This window comes from Actinomycetaceae bacterium MB13-C1-2, assembly GCA_035621235.1.
Taxonomy (GTDB): Bacteria; Actinomycetota; Actinomycetes; order Actinomycetales; family Actinomycetaceae; genus Scrofimicrobium.
The window spans coordinates 2,056,032-2,074,731 of the sequence record CP141731.1 but is presented as its reverse complement, the minus strand read 5'-3'; the positions used below and the strand labels follow the sequence as shown (position 1 = coordinate 2,074,731).

The window sequence follows — 18,700 nt, the reverse complement described above, 5'->3', positions numbered from 1 at the left end:
ACGATCTTGGCGCCGGAAACACCCTGAGTCTAGTTGAGGCCCAGGGTCTGAGCCAGTTCCTGAACTGTGGAGTTCACGTCAACATTGACGATTACCGTTTCAAACTCCCCCACAGCTGCCATCTCAGCTTTCGCAGTCTGAAGACGCCGACTCTGTTCCGCGGCATCCTCGGTGGCACGTCCGAGCAGGCGTTTCTCAAGTTCTTTCCATGAGGGCGGCGCGAGAAATATTCCATGAGTATCAGGCAGACGACGCATCACCTGACGCGCACCGTCAAGGTCCACCTCCAAAAGCACGACGCGCCCCTCATCCTGACGCTCACGGACCCAGTCAGCAGGGGTGCCATACCTGTACTTTTTGTGCACCACTGCCCACTCGAGAAGTCTGTCCTCGGCGATCAGCCGGTCAAACTGTTCGTCCGAGATGAAGAAATAGTCTCTTCCGTCGACCTCACCGGGGCGCGATGGTCTGGTGGTCGCCGAGATCGACAACTGCAACTGAGGGTACCGAGCCACAAGTTGTTTCAGGACCGTGCCTTTGCCGACGCCAGAAGGACCGACCAGAACGTAGAGTGGAACCGTAGTCATGTCCCATAGATTGGCATTAAGTGCGTCGTCAGCGCCATTTTTCCCTTCTTGACACGTTAGGGAAATGGAACTAGCCGAATCGCTCCACAAGCGCCCGCCGTTGCAGCGGACCCAGACCGCGTACACGGCGAGTCTCAGCGATTCCCAGTTCATCCATGAGTTGACTCGCGCGTTGTGGTCCGACTCGAGGGAGAGACTCCAGTAGCACCTTAACGCGCATCTTCGCGATAGCTTCGTCACTCACCCCGAGTTCCAGTACCTCGGATACCTTGTACTCGCGTTTCTTGAGACCTGTCTTAATCTCTGCTCGACGTCGCCTCGCGATCGTTGCCTTCTCTAGGGCTTCAGCGCGCTGCTGTTGTGAAAGTGCTGGAAGTGCCATCGTTCCTCCTGTTTTAGCGTCAGGGTTGCTCACCCCGATGATCGGGTCAACGCACCGTTTGGGCGTGGAAAATACAACACTGTATTGGCGCCAGAATAGCGTGTGGACAGCACAAATGTCGCGAAACCGTCCAGGTATGGCCCCTGAAATGATCGCGATTAATTACGATCCGGCCTAATACTCGTCAATAGCCTCGTCGTCCCAGTCATCCGTGGGGTTGTCGACCGGGGTATCTTTGGCGCTCTGTTCCTTGTGCCACGGGTTATCCAGCGACTTACGAACCGCGTCTAAAACAGCATTGACGTATGCCGGAGAATCATCGGTCGAGAGATCCTTGACTATGGCCACCGCCTCGTCTATGGCCGTAATCGGTGGAACTTCTTCGGCATTATGAAGCATCTCCCAGACCGCGACACGCATTACTGCGACATCCACCGCCGGGAGTCGGTCGAGTCCGGCCCCCTTGGCGTGCCTGTCGAGGAGCCGATCGACTCCGGGCAAGTCATCTGAGATCCCCTCGATAATGCGCACCGAATACTCAGGCAACGGAGAAGGCGCTGATGTGAGTGCTTGTCGCTCCGACAAAAGCCCACGCAGGGCCGCAGGATTCCGAGTCAGACCTTTTTGATCAGCCTCAAACAGGATGTCTGCGGCCCTCTTGCGGGCCTTCGTTCTTGAGGTGTACTTACCTCGCTGATGCGCCACATCCGACCTATTCGTTCACGCGACCCGCATACTCACCGGTGCGGGTATCGACCTTGATTAGTGTGCCCTCGTCCATGTAAAGCGGCACCTGGATTTCATAGCCCGTTTCGACCGTTGCTGGCTTGGTACCAGCATTGGACCTATCTCCCTGCAAACCGGGCTCGGTGTGAGTAATCCGCAGGTTTACTGTTGCGGGCAACTCAACAGACAGCACTGTACCTTCATGGAAGGCCACGACCGCTGGCTGATTATCGATCAGGTAATTTGCGACATCCCCAACGACCTCAGGCGCAATTGGTGTCTGCTCGTAGGTGTCGTCGTCCATGAAGACAAAGGAGTCACCGTCGTTATACAGGTAGGTCATATCGCGGCGATCAACGGTGGCGGTCTCTACCTTCAGTCCGGCATTGAACGTCTTATCGATCGACTTGCCGCTTAGGACGTTCCGGATTTTCGTCCGAACAAATGCTGGCCCCTTGCCCGGCTTAACGTGCTGGAACTCAAGCACCTGCCACAACTGGCCGTCAATGACCAGAATCATGCCATTCTTTAGATCGTTTGTTGTTGCCACTGGTAAAGCTCGTTTCTGTAGATTCTGACTCAGTTTATCGCGACCACCCGCATGATCTCATCGACCACTGCGTCCGGATCAACGTGGGTTGTGTCGCAATGCAGATCGTAGAGGCCCTGATACCCCTCCTCTAGTGTCCGGTTCAGTTGCCGGAACCAGGCGCGTGGAGTCCCAAGAAAGCCCGGTTGAGCAGCCCCAAGACCACTTCTACGCGCCAGTGTTTCAAGGTTTGCGTCCAGGTAGATCACGATGACATCTTTCTCCCTTGCGGCCAGCAGAGCGGAGCGTACCGCCCTGTCGAGCGGCGCAGACGGAGGCAGTTCCACGACGTGTCTTTGATCAGTGTTCTTTGAGACCATTTCAACCAGGTCGCGCGCCCGCATATTTATCCTGCGCTGGGCATCCTCGGGATCTTGAACAAAGGCCTCTGTAACAGAGGTCTCTTCTGTTCCCAGCGCCTCAGAAGCATCCAGTAGCCCGGAGCCGAGTCGATCCGACAGGACTCTGCCAACGGCACTTTTTCCACTGCCCGAAGGCCCGATCAGTACAAGAGAATCACCCATGTCCAGCACTACCTACCTAAGACCGATACGTTCTGCAGGTGTGGATAGTTCATTCGGAGAGACGCTGCGCACCACCGGGTTGCCGATTCCGTCGAGAACGACGAATCGTAACTGACCGTCGCGGACCTTCTTGTCCGAGAACATGTGGACCAGTAGATCACTCAACTCTCCCTCGTATCGAGTGGGAAGTCCGACTGCTCCAAAGAGAGTTCTATGAAGCTCAATGTCTTCTTCACTCAGTAATCCGAGTTCACCTGCCAACTCTGCGGCGAAGATCGCCCCCATCGCTACCGCCTCTCCGTGGCGAAGCGTGTAGCCTTCCTCTTTCTCGATAGCGTGTCCGAGAGTGTGGCCGTAGTTCAAATGTTCCCGTACTCCGGCTTCGGTTCGGTCCTCACCAACGACACTCGCCTTGACACGCACCGCTCGCTCAATGATCTCGCGAAGAACCGTTGCTCCCTCTCTGGTAGCCCAAACGACATCGTCAAGTCGTGGATTATCCCTAAATATCTCCAAGATGCGGGTGTCCGCGATGAATCCACACTTGATGATTTCAGCGAGCCCGCCACGATAGTCCGCCTGTGGCAGCGTTGCAAGATAGTCCGTGTCACAGATGACTGCGACAGGGTCGTAGAAGGATCCAACCAGATTTTTCCCAGCTCCGGTGTTGATTCCGGTCTTTCCCCCGACAGCTGCATCGACCATACCTAACAACGTCGTCGGCATATTGATATTCGCGATGCCACGCAGCCATGTCGCGGCTAAGAATCCGCCCATGTCTGTCGTCGCTCCGCCGCCTAGAGAGACAACGGAGTCTTTTCTGCCGATTCTGGCCTCCCCCATTGCATCCCATCCTCGTTCGACCACACCGTATGTTTTGGCCAGCTCCGCGACAGGATGAGGGAAGAGAGTCACTTCGCGCCCGGTGTTCTTGATCTTCTGCTCTACAACCCGCGCGTGGTTTGCCAGTGTCTCGGGATAAACCAGAAAAACGCTCATCACATCTGACGGAAGCAGATCGACGGCTCGCCTCTGCGCCCCCGTTCCGATAAGCACCGGGTACTCGCGGCTGCCCTGCACAGTTACCTCGATAACTGGAGTCAACTCAACCATTACTTGATCTGCTACCTCCTGAGGGGGTCCGGCAGAAGTCCACACCTGAATATCCGCCACCTCCTCGAACAGTGGATTTCTTCTCTCCGCCAGCGTCTGAAGAGTGGCCTTCGGGTTCCTGCGCATCAGCGGTCGCCGCGGCGACCGACGAATCCTCCGTAGCAGCTCCCCCTCATCGGCCCTGATCCAAACAGCGTGTCCCCTGGCCAAAACTCCTTGGACCGATGGCGATTCAATGGCGCCACCTCCCAACGAAATGACCGCTTGCTCAGTCTCAAGGCCCTCAATTATTCGGGACTCCAGAGCGCGAAAATACGGTTCCCCTCGATCTGCGAAGATTTCTCCGATACTTCGTCCTTCGGCTTCCTCGATTAGGACATCGGAATCGATGTGCCTCACGCCAAGCTCCCGAGAGAGAATCTTGCCAACACGGGACTTGCCTGATCCGGGCAGTCCCACGATAAATATCGGCAGTGGAACAGCGGCCTCGGACACGTCAGCGCCCAGCCTCTTGCGAAAGAACAGAGTCAACGTAGCGCTGGTGGACCTCGAGCTGTTCTCTCACTTCGCCGAGCGAGCGACCACCGAATCGCTCCGTCAATGCGCGCGCCAACACCAAGGCAACCATCGATTCACATATCACTGCGGCTGGGACAACCTGACAGGTGTCGGAACGCTGGTGGAAGGCCGATTCCTCTTCGCCGGTTGAAAGGTTAACTGTCGAAAGAGCCCTCGGAACGGTTGAAATCGGCTTGAATCCGACTCGGGCAACAACGGGCTCGCCATTGGATGTTCCTCCCTCAATCCCTCCGGAGCGGTTCGAGGAGCGAGTAACCGCGCCGGACCTCAGAACAATCTCGTCCTGGACCGCCGCGCCGAAACTTCGTGCCGCGGTGAAACCATCACCGATCTCGACGGCCTTAGCCGATTGAATTCCCATCAGCGCCGCAGCGATCTGTGCGTCTAGTTTCATCTCTGATGATACGTGTGATCCGAGGCCCAGTGGAACGTTCCAGGCCACGACCTCAACCACTCCTCCGACTGTGTCACCGCCTTCTTTCGCGCTGTCAACAACCGCTCGAAAGGCTTCATCGAGAGAGGGGTCAAGCGTCCGCATTGGTGAAGCCTGAAGCGCATCCCGGTCGGTCGCCCCTGGGAATGCCGCCCTACCCTTGACAGTTCCTACCTCAACAACATGCCCAATGATCTCGGTTCCAGCTACCTCGCGGAGCAGGGAGCGAGCCAGGGCGCCAAGAGCGACGCGTGCGGCCGTTTCACGTGCCGAAGCACGCTCCAGTATGTTGCGCGCGTCGTCAGTTCGGTAAGAGACCATTCCGGCTAGGTCCGCATGTCCTGGCCGGGGAGTCGTAAGCTTCTTGTTCCGGCTCATCTCTCGACTATCGCCCTTGCCAGCGTCGACGCGAAGCTCCGCCTCATCAACTGGATCAGCGCTCATGACCGCCTGCCACTTCGGCCACTCTGAGTTGCCGATCTCAATCGTTATCGGCGCTCCCGTCGTCCGTCCATGCCGCAGTCCGGAGATTACCCTTACCTCGTCCCGCTCGAAGGCTTGACGAGCCCCTCGTCCGTAACCGAGGCGGCGTTCAGCCAGGGCCTCCTGGATCATCCCAGTCGTTACCGGGACGCCAGCTGGCATTCCCTCCATGAGAGCAATTAGTGCTGGTCCGTGTGATTCACCTGCAGTGGTCCAAGAAAGCATGCAACTAGCTTTCCACAATCCGTCCTACCCGTGCGTCAGGGGAGCAAGCATTGGTACGAGGCAGCCGATTGCGAAGCTACTCCAGGTACCGACATACAAAAAGGGACCGAGGGCAAATCGGTGGCCGATAGTTGCCCCATGCCGCCTAAGGCTCAGGGCGGCAATACCCGCGAATAAATATGCCAGAAGTAAACCCAATACGGATGCCATGAGTGACATCGTCCCGAGCCCGAACCCCAGAACCGGGGCGAGTCGAACGTCACCCCGTCCGATCTGGCCGGTGCGCGCCCCGATGAAAGAGGGAACTAGCCAAAGCAGCGCCCCCAGAGCCGGAGCGAGAACCCCGTCAATCCTGAAGCCCACGTTGATAAGGGTGATGAACCAGGAGACGAAGATCTCGAATGCCATCAGAGAGGTTAGTTCGCTCGGTAGTTTTCGAGACCGGGCATCAATCAGCAGTGAGAGCCAGCCCAGCGTGACGACCGAGCTGAGAACACCGACCACCCCGATACCCCACGAGGGATCACCGAGAGAACCCGGACTGGGATCAAGATGGCTCCCCATCCAAAGCGGAAGCGTCCCAAGTAGCAGGCTTGCCCACACTAAGGAAAGCGAACTTGGCAACCCTGCTTGCGGGTACTGCTTCCGCAGGTGATCGCCCCTTATCGCGAGATAGATGGCGTTGGTGGCGACAGTAATCGCCCCAACTAACAAAGCGACAGAACCGGGGTCGCTCACCGAGGCTATCTTCGCATCCGGGCCGCAGTTTGAACGGCTTTGAAGACTGGCTCATACGGGACTTCACGATCCGTCATCAGCTTTACCTGAGCGATGCCCTGGTGCACCAACATCGATAGCGGCGAGGCCACTCTCGCGCCCGCTCTAAGAAAAGCTTCTGATAGCGCCTGGACGGACTCTGAGTAGGTCACGTCCAGCAGCACTGAGTCTGATCTTGGGCGGAGGAGCGGAGCAAGTACATCACTTGCGGAGGGGGGAATAGTGGAGATGACTACTGGTGCGCTTGATGCCGCCTCAGCCACCAGGTCGACCAGCTTGAGCGGGATTGCTTCAGCGCTGATTCCGAGTTTTGGCGCGATTGAAAAAGCGCCACCAATGCCGGCCAGGTTTCTCGCGGCGACATGGACATCTCGATATCCAAGGGTTGCGAGCGCTGCCAACGCGGAACAGGCGGTGGCACCGTTTCCGATGATAAGCGGGCTTCCTTCCGGGTGGTTCTCAAGGCCCGGTCTAAGAGCTTCTTCGATGCCCCTGACGTCCGTGTTGAAAGCCGCCTTCAGTCCACCCTGCATGACGACGGTATTGGCGACTCCCAGAGCCTTGGCCAAAGACTCGACGCTGTCTACCTGCTTCAGGATCTCTCGCTTGCACGGCATAGTAACGCTGACCCCGATGCAGTCGCTCCCAAGATCTTCCATGAACGTAGGGAGGGACTCTGCATCCACTTCAAAGCGCCTGTATTGCCAATCCAGTCCGAGTAGCCCATACGCAGTTTGGTGAAGCACCGGAGAGAGCGAGTGCTCGATCGGTTTGCCAATGACACAGGCCCAGGTCACAGTCCCTCCCCCACTGTCGATCTCAGTTGGCTAATTGCAACCGTTGGTGGCGCACCACTCGTCGAGCAACTTTTGGTTTTCTTCCTGTTCGGCCAGAGTGTCGGCAAACTTTGTTTCACCGGTGTCTAGGTTGACCGTCACGAAATAGAGCCATGATCCCGCTTCGGGATTTAGTGTCGCTTCAATTGCTTCCACAGAAGGCGAAGCAATTGGCCCGGGCGGAAGTCCTTTGTGAATGTATGTGTTGTAAGGATTCTCATTCTGGAGATCTGCGAGCGTCGGAATTCCACCTGACTTTCCCACTCCGTACAAGACTGTTGAGTCCATTTGTAGAAGTCCGACTGTCTCCGCATCAGTATTCTCAAGTCGGTTCTCGATTACCCTGGCAACCTTCGCTAGGTCCACATGATTGCCAGCCTCACGTTCGAGGATGGAGGCCTTGGTTAAAACCTTCATCCACTGGTCCTCCGGAGCCCCCAGGGTCGTTAGGGTATTGACGGTCGCCGCGACCATCTGGCTAATGATGGTCTCCGGGGTGTCATTTGAGGAGATCTCATACTCTCCCGGAGCAGGCCAGCCTTCCGGATCTCCACCGGCCACGGCTGGGAGTCCAATTGCCTCAGGATTGTTGAAAGCCGCGTTCACATCCTCTTCCGTGAAACCACCCACGGTCACCATGCGTTCTTTGATCTGCGCGGCAGTTTGCCCCGAGTTGACCGTTATGGTGTTGTCTGAACGATTAGTCTCATCAAGCATTGCGGCAAGGGCCCCCGCAGCCGACATCTCTAACTTCAGTGAGTAGTTTCCCGGGCGAATTGTCGAGGCAGCCGAGTTGTTGTCGAATGCACGAATGAACGCTGCCGGACTCTTTACAACCCCCGCTTCGTACAGCGTCTGTGCGATATCGGATCCGTGATCACCCGATTCAACCGTCACGGTCACCTCGGTCGTTCCCGGGCCGGGGTAGTCATCGGCTTCACTCTGACTTCCGTCTCCGGACAGACTCTGGAGCGCAAACCAAACCGCTACGGCCAGAAGTGCTACCACCGCGAGAAGAATCAGAGTGGTCCTTATGGCCTTTCGGCGCTTGCGTGCTTTTCCTTTTGTCACGGCGAGCGAACCCGTGATCGGACCCGTTCCCGTTCGGACCGGGTCTGTGGGCGGCCGATCATTCTCCGCTTGCGCCGCGTGCCGTGTCGAGACCTTTGGTGATGCCCCGGTACGCGCCATCGCGGACGTGTCAGGACTGACCCGGTGATCTGTGGGTGTGGCCATCGAAGCGGCATTTTTAGGTGTGGTGGCAGAAGCGGCATTCTTGGGCGCGGTGGCCGAGGCCGCGGCACTTCTAGGTTCTGTTGCAGAGGCAGCATTCTTGGGCGCGACAGCCGAGTCAGCACCATCCTCAGGCCGTGTGGCTGAGGTGGCCTTTTTTGGCGTGACGTCCGAGGTTGCGCCCTTGGACTCGGGGCTACTGGATCGAGTTGCCCTAGGCGGAAACCCCCATTGAGTGGAAGTCCCTTTTATCTGCTCCGAGTGTTCAGGCGTCTTTGGCGGGTGAGAGGGAACAATCGAATCTCTCAGTGCTGGTGTCGAAGATCCTTCCGACCCCTCTTTCCCCTGCTGACCTGACACACTCTGTCCGAAGTCTGCAGAGGCCTCTGGAGACTTGGGAATTCGGGAGCCATGAATGTCCTTGCGAGAGGGAAAGGGATACGGCTGAGCGTTCCCCTTCTTCTCTGACGGAGTTTCCTCAACCACCTGGAAGTCCTTCCGATGCCCACTTAGTCTCGCCGACGGTCTCTCCCGGAGCCAAACTGCTAGACCGCTCCAATTCAAGAGCTTGCTCAAGAATAATCTGTGCTGCCATCTGATCGATGATGTTTCGGCTTCGGCGTGTATCAATGCCGATTTCGTGAAGTTTTGATTGCGCCTGAGCTGTCGTCAGGCGCTCGTCCACCAGACACACTCGCACACCGGATACCAGCTTCGCAATTTCTTCGGCGAACAAACGAGCCTTCTTCGCTGCGGGTCCTTCGTTCCCGGCCATGTTCTTGGGTAGTCCCACTACCACCTCGATGACCTCACGTTCCAGGCAGATCCGAAGCACTCTCTTTATCCCTCGGCTCCTAGGGTGTGCCGGAATCGTCTCAAGCGGCAACACTAGCGAAGCCGCAGCATCACTGACTGCAACTCCGATTCGTGCTTCGCCAACGTCTATTCCTAGACGCACACCCGACCTCAGGATCTGGCTCCGCTCGCCTCGTCGACAACGGCGGCCAGAGCATCCTCAATCGCGTTCGGATCGGTGCCGCCTCCCTGTGCAACATCAGGCTTGCCTCCGCCGCCGCCGCCAAGAACCTTGGCTCCAGTTCGAACGAGATCTCCCGCCTTCAGTCCCTCATCACGCGCCGCCTGGTTTGTCGCGACAACGACGGTTGGTTTGTCATCACAAACGGCTCCGATAACCACGACTGCAACTCGATTGTTTCCGAGTCTGTCTCGAACGTCCGTGGCGATTGAACGCGCGGCAGCGGCGGAGGAAACGGTTCCCAGATCAGCGCGCGCCACCAGCAACCCGTTAATCTCCGTGGCACTATCGGCCACTTCACCAGCCCGTGCAGCAAGGATCTGATCTTGCATGGCAGCAACCTGACGCTCACTGGACTTGAGCTTGTCCAGCAGGGCAGCAACCTTCTCGGGTAACTCCTCGGGTCGGCCCTTGAGCAACGTCGAAAGCTGTCCGACTAGCGCATGTTCAGTTGCCTGGAACTGATAGGAACCATCCGCAACCAGAGCGTCAATACGACGAACCCCTGAGCCGATCGAGCTCTCACCGAGGACATTCAAGCGACCGATCCGCCCGGTAGTTGGAACGTGTGTACCCACGCAAAGCTCGCGCGACCAGCCATCTCCGATGTTAACGACGCGCACCACCTGACCGTACTTCTCACCGAACAGCGCCTGAGCGCCAAGTGCTTTAGCCTCGTCGATGTTCATCCAGCTGTCGGTAACCTGAAGATCATCCGTCATCTTTGAGTTGACGAGTTGCTCAATGTCGCGAACCTGACCCTCCGAAAGGGCCTTACCGTGCCGGAAATCAAAACGCATTCTTGATGGTGAGTTTTCCGAGCCAGCCTGGACCGCCTGTTCCGAGACGATCTCGTGCAGTGCCTGATGCACCATGTGCGTCGATGTGTGTGCACGAGCGATCGCGAGTCTGCGGTCGGCATCAATCTCCGCGAATGCCCTGTCTCCCACCGCCACAGTTCCCTCGTTCAAGGTTCCGTGATGAACGAATAGTCCTTTGATAGGGGCCTGTACGTCGACCACATCAATCACGGCTCCGCCCTCAAGGCGAATCTGCCCAGAATCGGCGAGTTGGCCGCCGGACTCCGCGTAGAACGGAGTCCGCGAAAGAACTATCTCAACTTCGGCGGGACCAGTTAGGGCGGCTACTGCCTCCCCTCCCGAGAGCAAACCAACAACCTCGGCTTCTCCAGAACTGTGGTCGTAGCCGATGAACTCAATCTCAGGCGCGCTGGCTGCAATCCTGTTGAATACCGACGCATCCACGTGTCCGGTCTTCTTCGCACGGCTATCGGCGCGCGCACGCTCCTTCTGCTCTTGCATTAGCGAGCGGAACTTGGTTTCATCAACGCGCACTCCCCGCTCCGCCGCCATTTCAAGCGTGAGATCGATTGGGAACCCGTACGTGTCGTGCAGGGTAAATGCGTCGTCACCACTAAGCATCACGGGGTCGCTCCCCGCGTTCCTAGATGCCTTGGTCACGGCTAGGTCAAAAATGTTCGTCCCTGAATCCAGAGTTCTCCGGAACGCTTCTTCCTCGCCGTATGCGACGTCGGCGATGCTATCCCAGTTTGTGATCAACTCGGGGTACGAGGGGGCCATTGCATCACGTGAGATCGGATAGACCTCGGGGAGCACCTTTTCGTCGACTCCAAGAAGTCGGATTGAACGAATAGCCCGGCGCATCAGTCTGCGTAGCACGTAGCCTCGCCCGTCGTTTCCGGGACGAACACCATCATTGATGAGCATCATCGACGAACGAACATGGTCTGCGATGACGCGCATTCTAACGTCGTCTTCGGCTCCAGCACCGTAACGTTTGCCGGTTAACTCCTCTACCCTAGTGATTACCGGGCGCACCTCGTCGATTTCGAACATGTTCGGCTTGTCTTGCAAGACAAAAGCAAGACGCTCGAGTCCGGCTCCTGTATCGATCGATTTTTCGTCAAGTTCATGTAGTAACTCGTAGTCCTGTCCCTCGCCGGGACCCCGCATGTACTGGTCGAAAACCAGGTTCCAAAGCTCAAGGTAGCGGTCCCCGCCCGGGTCGATGGATCCACCCACCGCCTCGGGCCCATACTCGGGGCCGCGGTCATAGTGCCATTCGCAGCAGGGACCCGCGGGTCCCGGTTGACCGGTGGACCAGAAGTTCTCTTCTCGGGGCAACCTAACAATGTGCCTAGAGTCCAATCCGATCTGGTTGGTAAGGATGTCTAGCGATTCGGTATCTCCGTCCCACACGGTCACCCACAGGCGATCGGCGTCGAGTCCGTACTTGCCTTCATCTACCGGACCTGAAAGCAGATCGAACGCGTAGTTGATCGCCCCTTCCTTGAAGTAATCACCAAACGAAAAGTTCCCGTTCATCTGAAAAAAAGTTCCGTGACGGGAGGTGTAGCCAACGTTTTCGATGTCATTTGTGCGAATGCACTTTTGCACCGAGGCGACGCGCGGCCATGGCGCCTTCTCTTCTCCGATGATGTACGGAATGAACGGAACCATCCCCGCAACGGTGAAGAGTAGCGAGGGGTCCGGAGAAATAAGAGAGACAGACGGGAGCTCGACGTGGTCGTTCGCGACAAAGTAGTCGAGCCATCGCTGACGAATCTCAGAGGTACGCATGGTGTCAGTGCTCCGGTATCTAAAGGGCAGGGAGAACGAGGATTGTTAACTCGCAGGTGGACGGAAGAAGTCCCTTCCGTCCACCTGACATGAAATGCTCTAAAGCGGTTCCTAGCGTGAGTAGTACTCGACGACCATTTGGACGTCGCACTCAACCGGGACCTCATCGCGCTTCGGTCGGCGGACCAGAACGGACTTGAGCTGTGCCAAATCAACGTCCAGATACTCAGGGGTCTTCGGTAGAACCTCGGCGTGAGCCCCTGTCGCCGCAATTTCGAAGGGAACCGTGGTCTGTGACTTCGGCTTAACCTGAATAACCTGGCCAGGCTTCACACGGAACGACGGACGGTCAACGATCTGTCCGTCGACCAGGATGTGACGGTGAACAACGTCTTGTCGTGCCTGTGCCATTGTACGAGCGAAGCCAGAACGGAGTACCAGGGCGTCGAGGCGCATCTCGAGCAGCTCGACCAGGTTCTCACCAGTCAGTCCCTGTTCTTTCTTCGCCTCCGCGAATGCGCGGGCCATCTGCTTCTCACGAATACCGTACTGCTCGCGTAGACGCTGCTTTTCCTTCAGACGCACGGCATAATCGGACTCTTGACGACGACGTGTACGACCGTGTTCGCCCGGGCCGTAGGGGCGCTTCTCGAAGTAGCGCACAGCCTTCGGGGTTAGGGGGACGCCAAGTGCGCGCGACTGGCGCACCGACTTACGGGAACGGTTTCCCGACATATGTTCTCTCCTGTTTCAGTCTGTCATGGGCGGATGCTCTACCCATGGGGCCAACTCCCGGAATCGTTCGCAGTTACGCAACACAATCCCATCGGCTAAGACCCCAGGACTCTTTAGTTATTGAAAACACGCCAACCGCATACACAGATAACGTGCCGCGTTCGAGCCTAGTGCACGTCGAGGATGTTTCGGATCGCCTGTAGCCGTTTTCCTATGAGGGCTTCCTCACCCCTGCCGGACGGCTCATAGTAGCGAGTTCCTACCAGGTTATCCGGAAGGTACTGCTGGACGGCTACGGCGTGGGGTTCGTCGTGGGCGTACTTGTAGCCTTCTCCGTGCGAGAGTTTCTTGGCTCCGGCATAGTGCGCGTCACGCAGATGGAGCGGGACCGGGCCTGTTTTGCCGGCTCGCAGATCGCCCTGAGCGGCATCAATGGCGGTAATAACGGAGTTTGACTTAGGCGCCGTGGCGACGGCGATCACCGCCTCAGCCAAGATGATTCGTGCCTCTGGCATTCCCACTAGCGCCACCGCTTGAGCGGCCGCCACCGCCACTTGCAGGGTGCTTGGCGATGCCATCCCAACATCCTCAGCCGCACAGATCATCACTCGCCGGGCAACAAATCGGGGGTCCTCGCCCGCCTCAAGCATTCGTGCAAGGTAGTGAACTGAGGCATCAACGTCACTTCCCCGCATCGACTTTATGAAAGCGCTTGCCACATCGTAATGCTGATCCTGATCCCAGCGGACAAGGGCAACCGACGCAGCAGTCGATACGTCATCAGCCGTTATCTCTTCTACTCCTCTATCGTTTGCAGCAGAGAATGAGGCCTCAAGCAGTGTCAGAGCCTTGCGAGCATCCGATCCAGAAACACTAACCAGCGCTTCCAGCGCATCGTCATCCAACGTCGCCCGGCCAGCGAGGCCACGCTCATCTTCAAGGGCTCTTGTTATCGCCTTGCGAATGTCATCCTCGCTAAGGGGATTCAGAACCAGCAGCAGAGAGCGGGAGAGCAACGGTGAGATAACCGAAAAAGAAGGGTTCTCGGTTGTTGCTGCAACAAGGGTGATCCACTGGTTTTCTACCGCTGGGAGCAACGCATCCTGCTGTGACTTCGAGAAGCGATGAACCTCATCAATGAAAAGCACCGTGTTCTGCCCGGTTGCACCCTGATGCCTACGGGCGCTTCCGATGACCTCACGCACTTCCTTGACTCCGGCACTGACTGCGGATACCTCCGCGAACCGGCGATCAGACTGCCTGGCAATTAGGTAGGCCAACGTAGTTTTACCCGTTCCGGGTGGTCCCCAGAGGATCACTGAGGAAACACCTGTGGACTCCTTGGAAAGGAGTCTGGACATTGGAGAGCCAGGAGTAAGGAGATGATCCTGGCCAAGTACCTCTTCGACACTACGCGGACGCATCCGAACCGCCAGCGGAGCACTCCCCGACTCCGCGGGCAGTCCTAACTCATCGACACCGAGCGCATCAAAAAGATCCACAGTCCATTTCCCGCTCAGTCGAAGAGTGAGGTTTCGCCAGCGCCTTCGCGCACCACTTCTGGATATCCCTGCTCGAACGAGACGACCGTGGTTGCCCCGCCCTCACCGACCGGCGCGTCCACAACCAAATCGACCTGGCTACCTATGGCGTCTGCAACGTCCTCACCGTAGATCAGCGGATCTTCAGTTCCAGGAAGAATTAGCGTCGAACAGAGAAGCGGCTCGCCCAACTCACGCACAATCGCCTGCGTTATGGTGTGCTCTGGGATTCGAACCCCAACGGTTTTCTTCTTCTTATTCAGTGTCATCCGGGGCACTTCTTTCGTGGCGTGCAGGATGAAGGTGTAGGCCCCCGGAGTGAGGGCCTTGATGGTGCGAAAAGCTTTGTTATCGACGATAACAAGTTCCCCGAGCTGACCAAATGAATCACAGAGCAACGAGAAGTTATGCGACTCATCCAGCTTTCGGACAGAGCGGATTGTGTCCATCCCGGCTTTGTTCCCAAGCTTGCACGCAATCGCGTAGCCGGAGTCTGTCGGAATCGCGACCGTTCCACCATCGTTCAGCGTCTGGACGACTCTGCTGATCAATCTGGGCTGGGGGTTGTCGGGATGTATCTCAATCGTTGTCATACCCCAACTTTAGTGGTGCTTTCCGACAAGTCGAGGGGTCACCTCAGGACTCTGTCTTCTCCGACTCTTTAGCTTCGGGCTTCCAGTCGACGCCCGTCTCTTTACGCTGCTCTTCCGGTATTGGTGCGGGCGCAGAAGTTAGCGGATCGAAACCACCCCCGGACTTCGGGAATGCGATGACGTCTCGGATAGATGGCGCGCCGACCAAAAGGGCAGCAATACGATCCCACCCGAAGGCGATTCCTCCGTGAGGAGGTGCACCGAACTGGAACGCATCAAGCAAGAAGCCGAACTTCTCCTGCGCCTCTTCCGTGCCGATACCCATCACCGCAAAGACGCGCTCCTGGACGTCACGGCGATGGATACGGATCGACCCTCCGCCGATCTCGTTTCCGTTGCATACGATGTCGTAAGCAGAGGCTAGCGCGGCCCCAGGATCAGTATCGAAGGTGTCGGCAAACTCAGGTTTCGGTGAAGTGAACGCGTGGTGAACTGCGGTCCAGGCCGAAGCACCCAGTGCAACGTCACCTTCTGATTTGGCCTGTGCAGTCGGCTTGAACAGCGGTGCGTCGTCCACCCACACGAATGCCCAGGCGTTCGGATCGATCAGGCCCAGACGCTCACCAATCTCAAGGCGAGCTGCGCCAAGCAGTCCGCGAGCATCGTCCGGATCACCCGCAGCAAAGAAAATACAGTCTCCGTTCTGAGCGCCGGTTGCCTCCGCCAGGCCGTTTCTTTCCTCTTCCGAAATGTTCTTGGCGACCGGACCACCCAGGGTGCCGTCTTCACCGATCGTGACGTACGCCAGTCCTCTCCCGCCTCGTGAGCGAGCCCAGTCCTGCCACTTGTCGAAAGTCCTTCGGGGCTGCGATGCTCCGCCGGGCATGACCACCGCACCCACGTAGGGGGCATTGAACACACGGAACGGTGACCCCGCAAAATACTCGGTTAGGTTTACCAGTTCAAGACCGAAGCGCAGATCAGGTTTATCAGTTCCAAAGCGCTCCATGGCCTCACGGAATGGCATATGAGGAATCGGCGTTGGAATGTCGTATCCGATCACGCTCCACACGGCCTTAAGAACCTTTTCGGCGGCGGCAATAACATCTTCTTGATCCACGAAACTCATCTCAACATCCAGTTGAGTGAACTCGGGCTGTCTATCGGCACGGAAGTCTTCGTCGCGGTAGCAACGAGCGATCTGGAAGTACCGTTCCATTCCCGCAACCATTAGAAGCTGCTTAAAAAGTTGTGGCGACTGAGGAAGTGCATACCAGGAACCGGGAGACAAGCGCGCAGGAACCACAAAATCTCGCGCTCCCTCGGGCGTGGAGCGGGTCAGAGTGGGCGTTTCGATCTCAGTAAACCCAAGACCATAAAGTGTTTCGCGGGCCGCACGGTTCATTTCCGAACGTACTCGCAGCGCCTCAGCAGCCTTTGGACGTCGCAGGTCGAGGTAGCGATACTTTAGACGGACGTCTTCTCCTGCCTCGGGTTCATCGGTGTGAGTCGAAACCTGGAACGGCAGCGGTGCCGAGGTGTTGAGAATCTCTACCTCGTCAGACAACACCTCTACCTGGCCGGAAGGAAGCGACAGGTTTTCGTTGCCCTCGGGTCGCAAGGAGACTTCGCCGGTGACGCGCAGCACGTACTCGGGGCGCAACCTGTGCGCGATGTCCTCGTCGCGTACCACCACCTGTGCGATACCAGAGCGATCACGCATGTCGATAAAAACGACACCGCCATGGTCACGACGTCGATCCACCCAGCCGGTCAGAGTTACGGTTTCTCCAACGGAATCGGGCCCCAACTCGGCCATCAGATGTGTGCGCTGCACGTTTGAACCTTCCCTCAACTCCCATTGATGCTCTAGCGATTCTACGCGGGAAGCATCGGGTGACATTACAGTCACCGTGCCAGAATGACCACGTCTGCCACGTATCCTAAGCAAATGACAAGTTCAGACCCCGAGTCGCAGGCTCGATTCAGTGACCTGCCCCTCGAAGAATCGCAGTTGCAGATCCTAAGTGATCTTGGCTTCGAACATCCAACTCCAATACAGCAGGCGTCTATTCCCCTTTTGGTGGATGGTCAGGACGTTATTGGTATCGCACAGACCGGGACCGGAAAGACTGCCGCGTTCGGTCTGCCTTTGCTAACCCGCATGGACCCGGGACTCGCGGTTCCCCAAGCACTTGTGTTGGCACCGACACGCGAACTCGCTCTCCAGACCGCGGCGGCCCTTGAAGCCCTGGCTGGGCCACGCTCAGAGTTGAAGTTCGTGACCGTCTACGGCGGAGCTTCATATGCTCCCCAGCTACAGGCGCTAAAGCAGGGGTCCCAGATTGTTGTCGGCACGCCTGGTCGCACCATTGACCTCATTGAACGTGGCGCCCTAGACCTATCTCACATAAACACTCTGGTGTTAGACGAGGCCGATGAGATGCTTCGCATGGGATTCGCCGAGGAGGTTGATCAGATCCTTGCCTCCGTACCGGATCAGCGCCTCACCGCGCTCTTCTCGGCAACGATGCCACCGGGAATCGCGAAGGTAGCCCAGAAGTACCTCACCGCCGCCAAGCGGGTCGAAGTGTCTTCACCCTCGTCCACCGTTTCGACCATAAATCAGACCTACACGGTCATTCAGCCCAAGATGCGCTTCGAGGCGCTGTGCCGCTTCCTCGCCGTCTCGGATGCCGGTGCCGCGATCGTTTTCGTCCGTACTCGCAAGGATGCGGAAGAGGTCTCTCTATCCCTATCTGCGCGGGGCTTCCGGGCCGCCGGTATTTCCGGCGACGTCGCTCAAAGGGAGCGCGAGCGTCTTCTTGACGGCCTTCGCCGCGGTTATCTAGATGTGTTGGTAGCAACGGATGTGGCGGCGCGAGGGATCGACGTTGATCGCGTTGGTCTGGTGGTGAACTATGAGGTACCTCGCGAAGACGAGCAGTACGTTCACCGAGTCGGGCGTACGGGCCGAGCTGGCCGTGAGGGACAGTCCCTCACATTCTTCACTCCCCGGGACGTACGAAAACTGCGCTCCATCGAGCGCACTACCGGCTCTTCAATGCAGAAGGTACAGGTCCCCTCCGCCGAGCAGGTTCGGCTTAGTAAAGCCACCGGGGTTCTTGAAAGCGCTCTTTCCACGCAGAAGACAATCCCCGATGCGGTACTAGCGCTCCTTGATGCCAAACGAGAAGAGGGACTGCGATACCGCGACGTTGCTGCGGCCCTGCTGACCCAGGCAGCAAGCCCACGCGCGCTTGGAGAAATCTCGACGGCAGCGCAGGACCGAATGGATGACGCCTTCGAGGCTGCCACCCCCAGTTCGACCCGTAAAAAGGGCCGAACGGACTTCACCGGAAAAGGCAAGCGGTACCGCATTGAGGTTGGCCGGCGCGATGGAGTCAGTCCGGGAGGAATTGTTGGAGCAATCACCGGAGAAGCAGGGCTCCAGGGATCGGCGGTCGGGAAGATCGATATTTTCCCCTCATTCTCAGTGGTTCAAGTAGATCAAGAGCTCTCTGAAGCACAGATGAAACGCATTGATCGCGCCACTCTGCGGGGCAGGCGCATGCGCATCTCTGTTGACCGAGGGAATTCCAAGTCCGGCAAACCCAGTTTTGGGGGGAAGACGCGCAGCAAAAAGAGGGACTATAAGGGTCATAAGTGATCTGAGGGATTAGTCTG

General features: G+C 57.6%; 18 protein-coding genes. 2 read left to right on the top strand and 16 right to left on the bottom strand.

What is annotated here, in order from left to right; all coding sequences use genetic code 11:
- Positions 1-29: 29 nt before the first annotated feature.
- The 10 genes from gmk to mltG all read right to left on the bottom strand — a co-directional run bounded on the left by gmk (position 30) and on the right by mltG (position 8,490).
- Positions 30-587 carry a guanylate kinase gene (gene gmk / locus U6G28_09245; protein WRS29699.1) on the bottom strand — a complete coding sequence of 186 codons (558 nt, stop codon included), beginning with the start codon at positions 585-587 and terminating at the stop codon, positions 30-32.
- Between the two features lie 70 nt (positions 588-657).
- Positions 658-969, bottom strand: a complete 312-nt coding sequence (gene mihF, locus U6G28_09240) for an integration host factor, actinobacterial type (GenBank protein WRS29698.1) — start codon at positions 967-969, stop codon at positions 658-660.
- A gap of 174 nt (positions 970-1,143) precedes the next feature.
- A complete protein-coding gene (gene nusB / locus U6G28_09235; protein ID WRS29697.1) occupies positions 1,144-1,674 on the bottom strand; it encodes a transcription antitermination factor NusB in 531 nt (176 codons plus the stop codon).
- A gap of 7 nt (positions 1,675-1,681) precedes the next feature.
- Positions 1,682-2,245: an elongation factor P gene (efp, locus tag U6G28_09230; protein ID WRS29696.1), complete on the bottom strand. Its 564-nt coding sequence runs from the start codon at positions 2,243-2,245 to the stop codon at positions 1,682-1,684.
- Between the two features lie 29 nt (positions 2,246-2,274).
- Positions 2,275-2,808 (bottom strand): shikimate kinase, encoded by a 534-nt coding sequence (locus tag U6G28_09225; GenBank protein WRS29695.1) that lies wholly within the window; start codon positions 2,806-2,808, stop codon positions 2,275-2,277.
- 12 nt (positions 2,809-2,820) lie between these two features.
- Complete coding sequence (gene aroB, locus U6G28_09220; protein WRS29694.1) at positions 2,821-4,416, bottom strand: 3-dehydroquinate synthase; 1,596 nt, start codon at positions 4,414-4,416, stop codon at positions 2,821-2,823.
- A gap of 1 nt (position 4,417) precedes the next feature.
- Positions 4,418-5,641 (bottom strand): chorismate synthase, encoded by a 1,224-nt coding sequence (gene aroC / locus U6G28_09215; protein ID WRS29693.1) that lies wholly within the window; start codon positions 5,639-5,641, stop codon positions 4,418-4,420.
- A 24-nt stretch (positions 5,642-5,665) separates the two neighbouring features.
- Positions 5,666-6,379, bottom strand: coding sequence for a prepilin peptidase (locus U6G28_09210; protein WRS29692.1), 714 nt, complete (start codon positions 6,377-6,379; stop codon positions 5,666-5,668).
- A 5-nt stretch (positions 6,380-6,384) separates the two neighbouring features.
- Positions 6,385-7,215: a shikimate dehydrogenase gene (locus U6G28_09205; GenBank protein ID WRS29691.1), complete on the bottom strand. Its 831-nt coding sequence runs from the start codon at positions 7,213-7,215 to the stop codon at positions 6,385-6,387.
- A gap of 30 nt (positions 7,216-7,245) precedes the next feature.
- The gene (mltG, locus tag U6G28_09200) at positions 7,246-8,490 is read right to left on the bottom strand and encodes an endolytic transglycosylase MltG (protein WRS29690.1); all 1,245 of its coding nucleotides are present in this window, start codon (positions 8,488-8,490) and stop codon (positions 7,246-7,248) included.
- Between the two features lie 22 nt (positions 8,491-8,512).
- Between mltG and U6G28_09195 the strand changes: the two genes are divergently transcribed.
- Positions 8,513-8,722, top strand: coding sequence for a hypothetical protein (locus U6G28_09195; GenBank protein ID WRS29689.1), 210 nt, complete (start codon positions 8,513-8,515; stop codon positions 8,720-8,722).
- A gap of 243 nt (positions 8,723-8,965) precedes the next feature.
- Here the strand turns inward: U6G28_09195 and ruvX are convergent, their stop codons facing one another.
- The 6 genes from ruvX to aspS form a co-directional block, all read right to left on the bottom strand.
- Complete coding sequence (gene ruvX, locus U6G28_09190) at positions 8,966-9,445, bottom strand: Holliday junction resolvase RuvX (protein WRS29688.1); 480 nt, start codon at positions 9,443-9,445, stop codon at positions 8,966-8,968.
- 8 nt (positions 9,446-9,453) lie between these two features.
- Positions 9,454-12,144 carry an alanine--tRNA ligase gene (alaS, locus tag U6G28_09185; protein ID WRS29687.1) on the bottom strand — a complete coding sequence of 897 codons (2,691 nt, stop codon included), beginning with the start codon at positions 12,142-12,144 and terminating at the stop codon, positions 9,454-9,456.
- A gap of 111 nt (positions 12,145-12,255) precedes the next feature.
- The gene (rpsD, locus tag U6G28_09180; protein ID WRS29686.1) at positions 12,256-12,879 is read right to left on the bottom strand and encodes a 30S ribosomal protein S4; all 624 of its coding nucleotides are present in this window, start codon (positions 12,877-12,879) and stop codon (positions 12,256-12,258) included.
- Between the two features lie 167 nt (positions 12,880-13,046).
- Positions 13,047-14,381 carry a replication-associated recombination protein A gene (locus tag U6G28_09175; GenBank protein WRS29685.1) on the bottom strand — a complete coding sequence of 445 codons (1,335 nt, stop codon included), beginning with the start codon at positions 14,379-14,381 and terminating at the stop codon, positions 13,047-13,049.
- A 14-nt stretch (positions 14,382-14,395) separates the two neighbouring features.
- Positions 14,396-15,013: an L-threonylcarbamoyladenylate synthase gene (locus U6G28_09170; GenBank protein WRS29684.1), complete on the bottom strand. Its 618-nt coding sequence runs from the start codon at positions 15,011-15,013 to the stop codon at positions 14,396-14,398.
- Between the two features lie 43 nt (positions 15,014-15,056).
- Positions 15,057-16,850 (bottom strand): aspartate--tRNA ligase, encoded by a 1,794-nt coding sequence (gene aspS / locus U6G28_09165; protein WRS29683.1) that lies wholly within the window; start codon positions 16,848-16,850, stop codon positions 15,057-15,059.
- Between the two features lie 114 nt (positions 16,851-16,964).
- Here aspS and U6G28_09160 point away from each other — a divergent pair, with 114 nt between their 5' ends.
- On the top strand, positions 16,965-18,683 hold the full coding sequence (locus tag U6G28_09160) for a DEAD/DEAH box helicase (GenBank protein ID WRS29682.1): 1,719 nt from the start codon (positions 16,965-16,967) through the stop codon (positions 18,681-18,683).
- Positions 18,684-18,700: the final 17 nt, after the last annotated feature.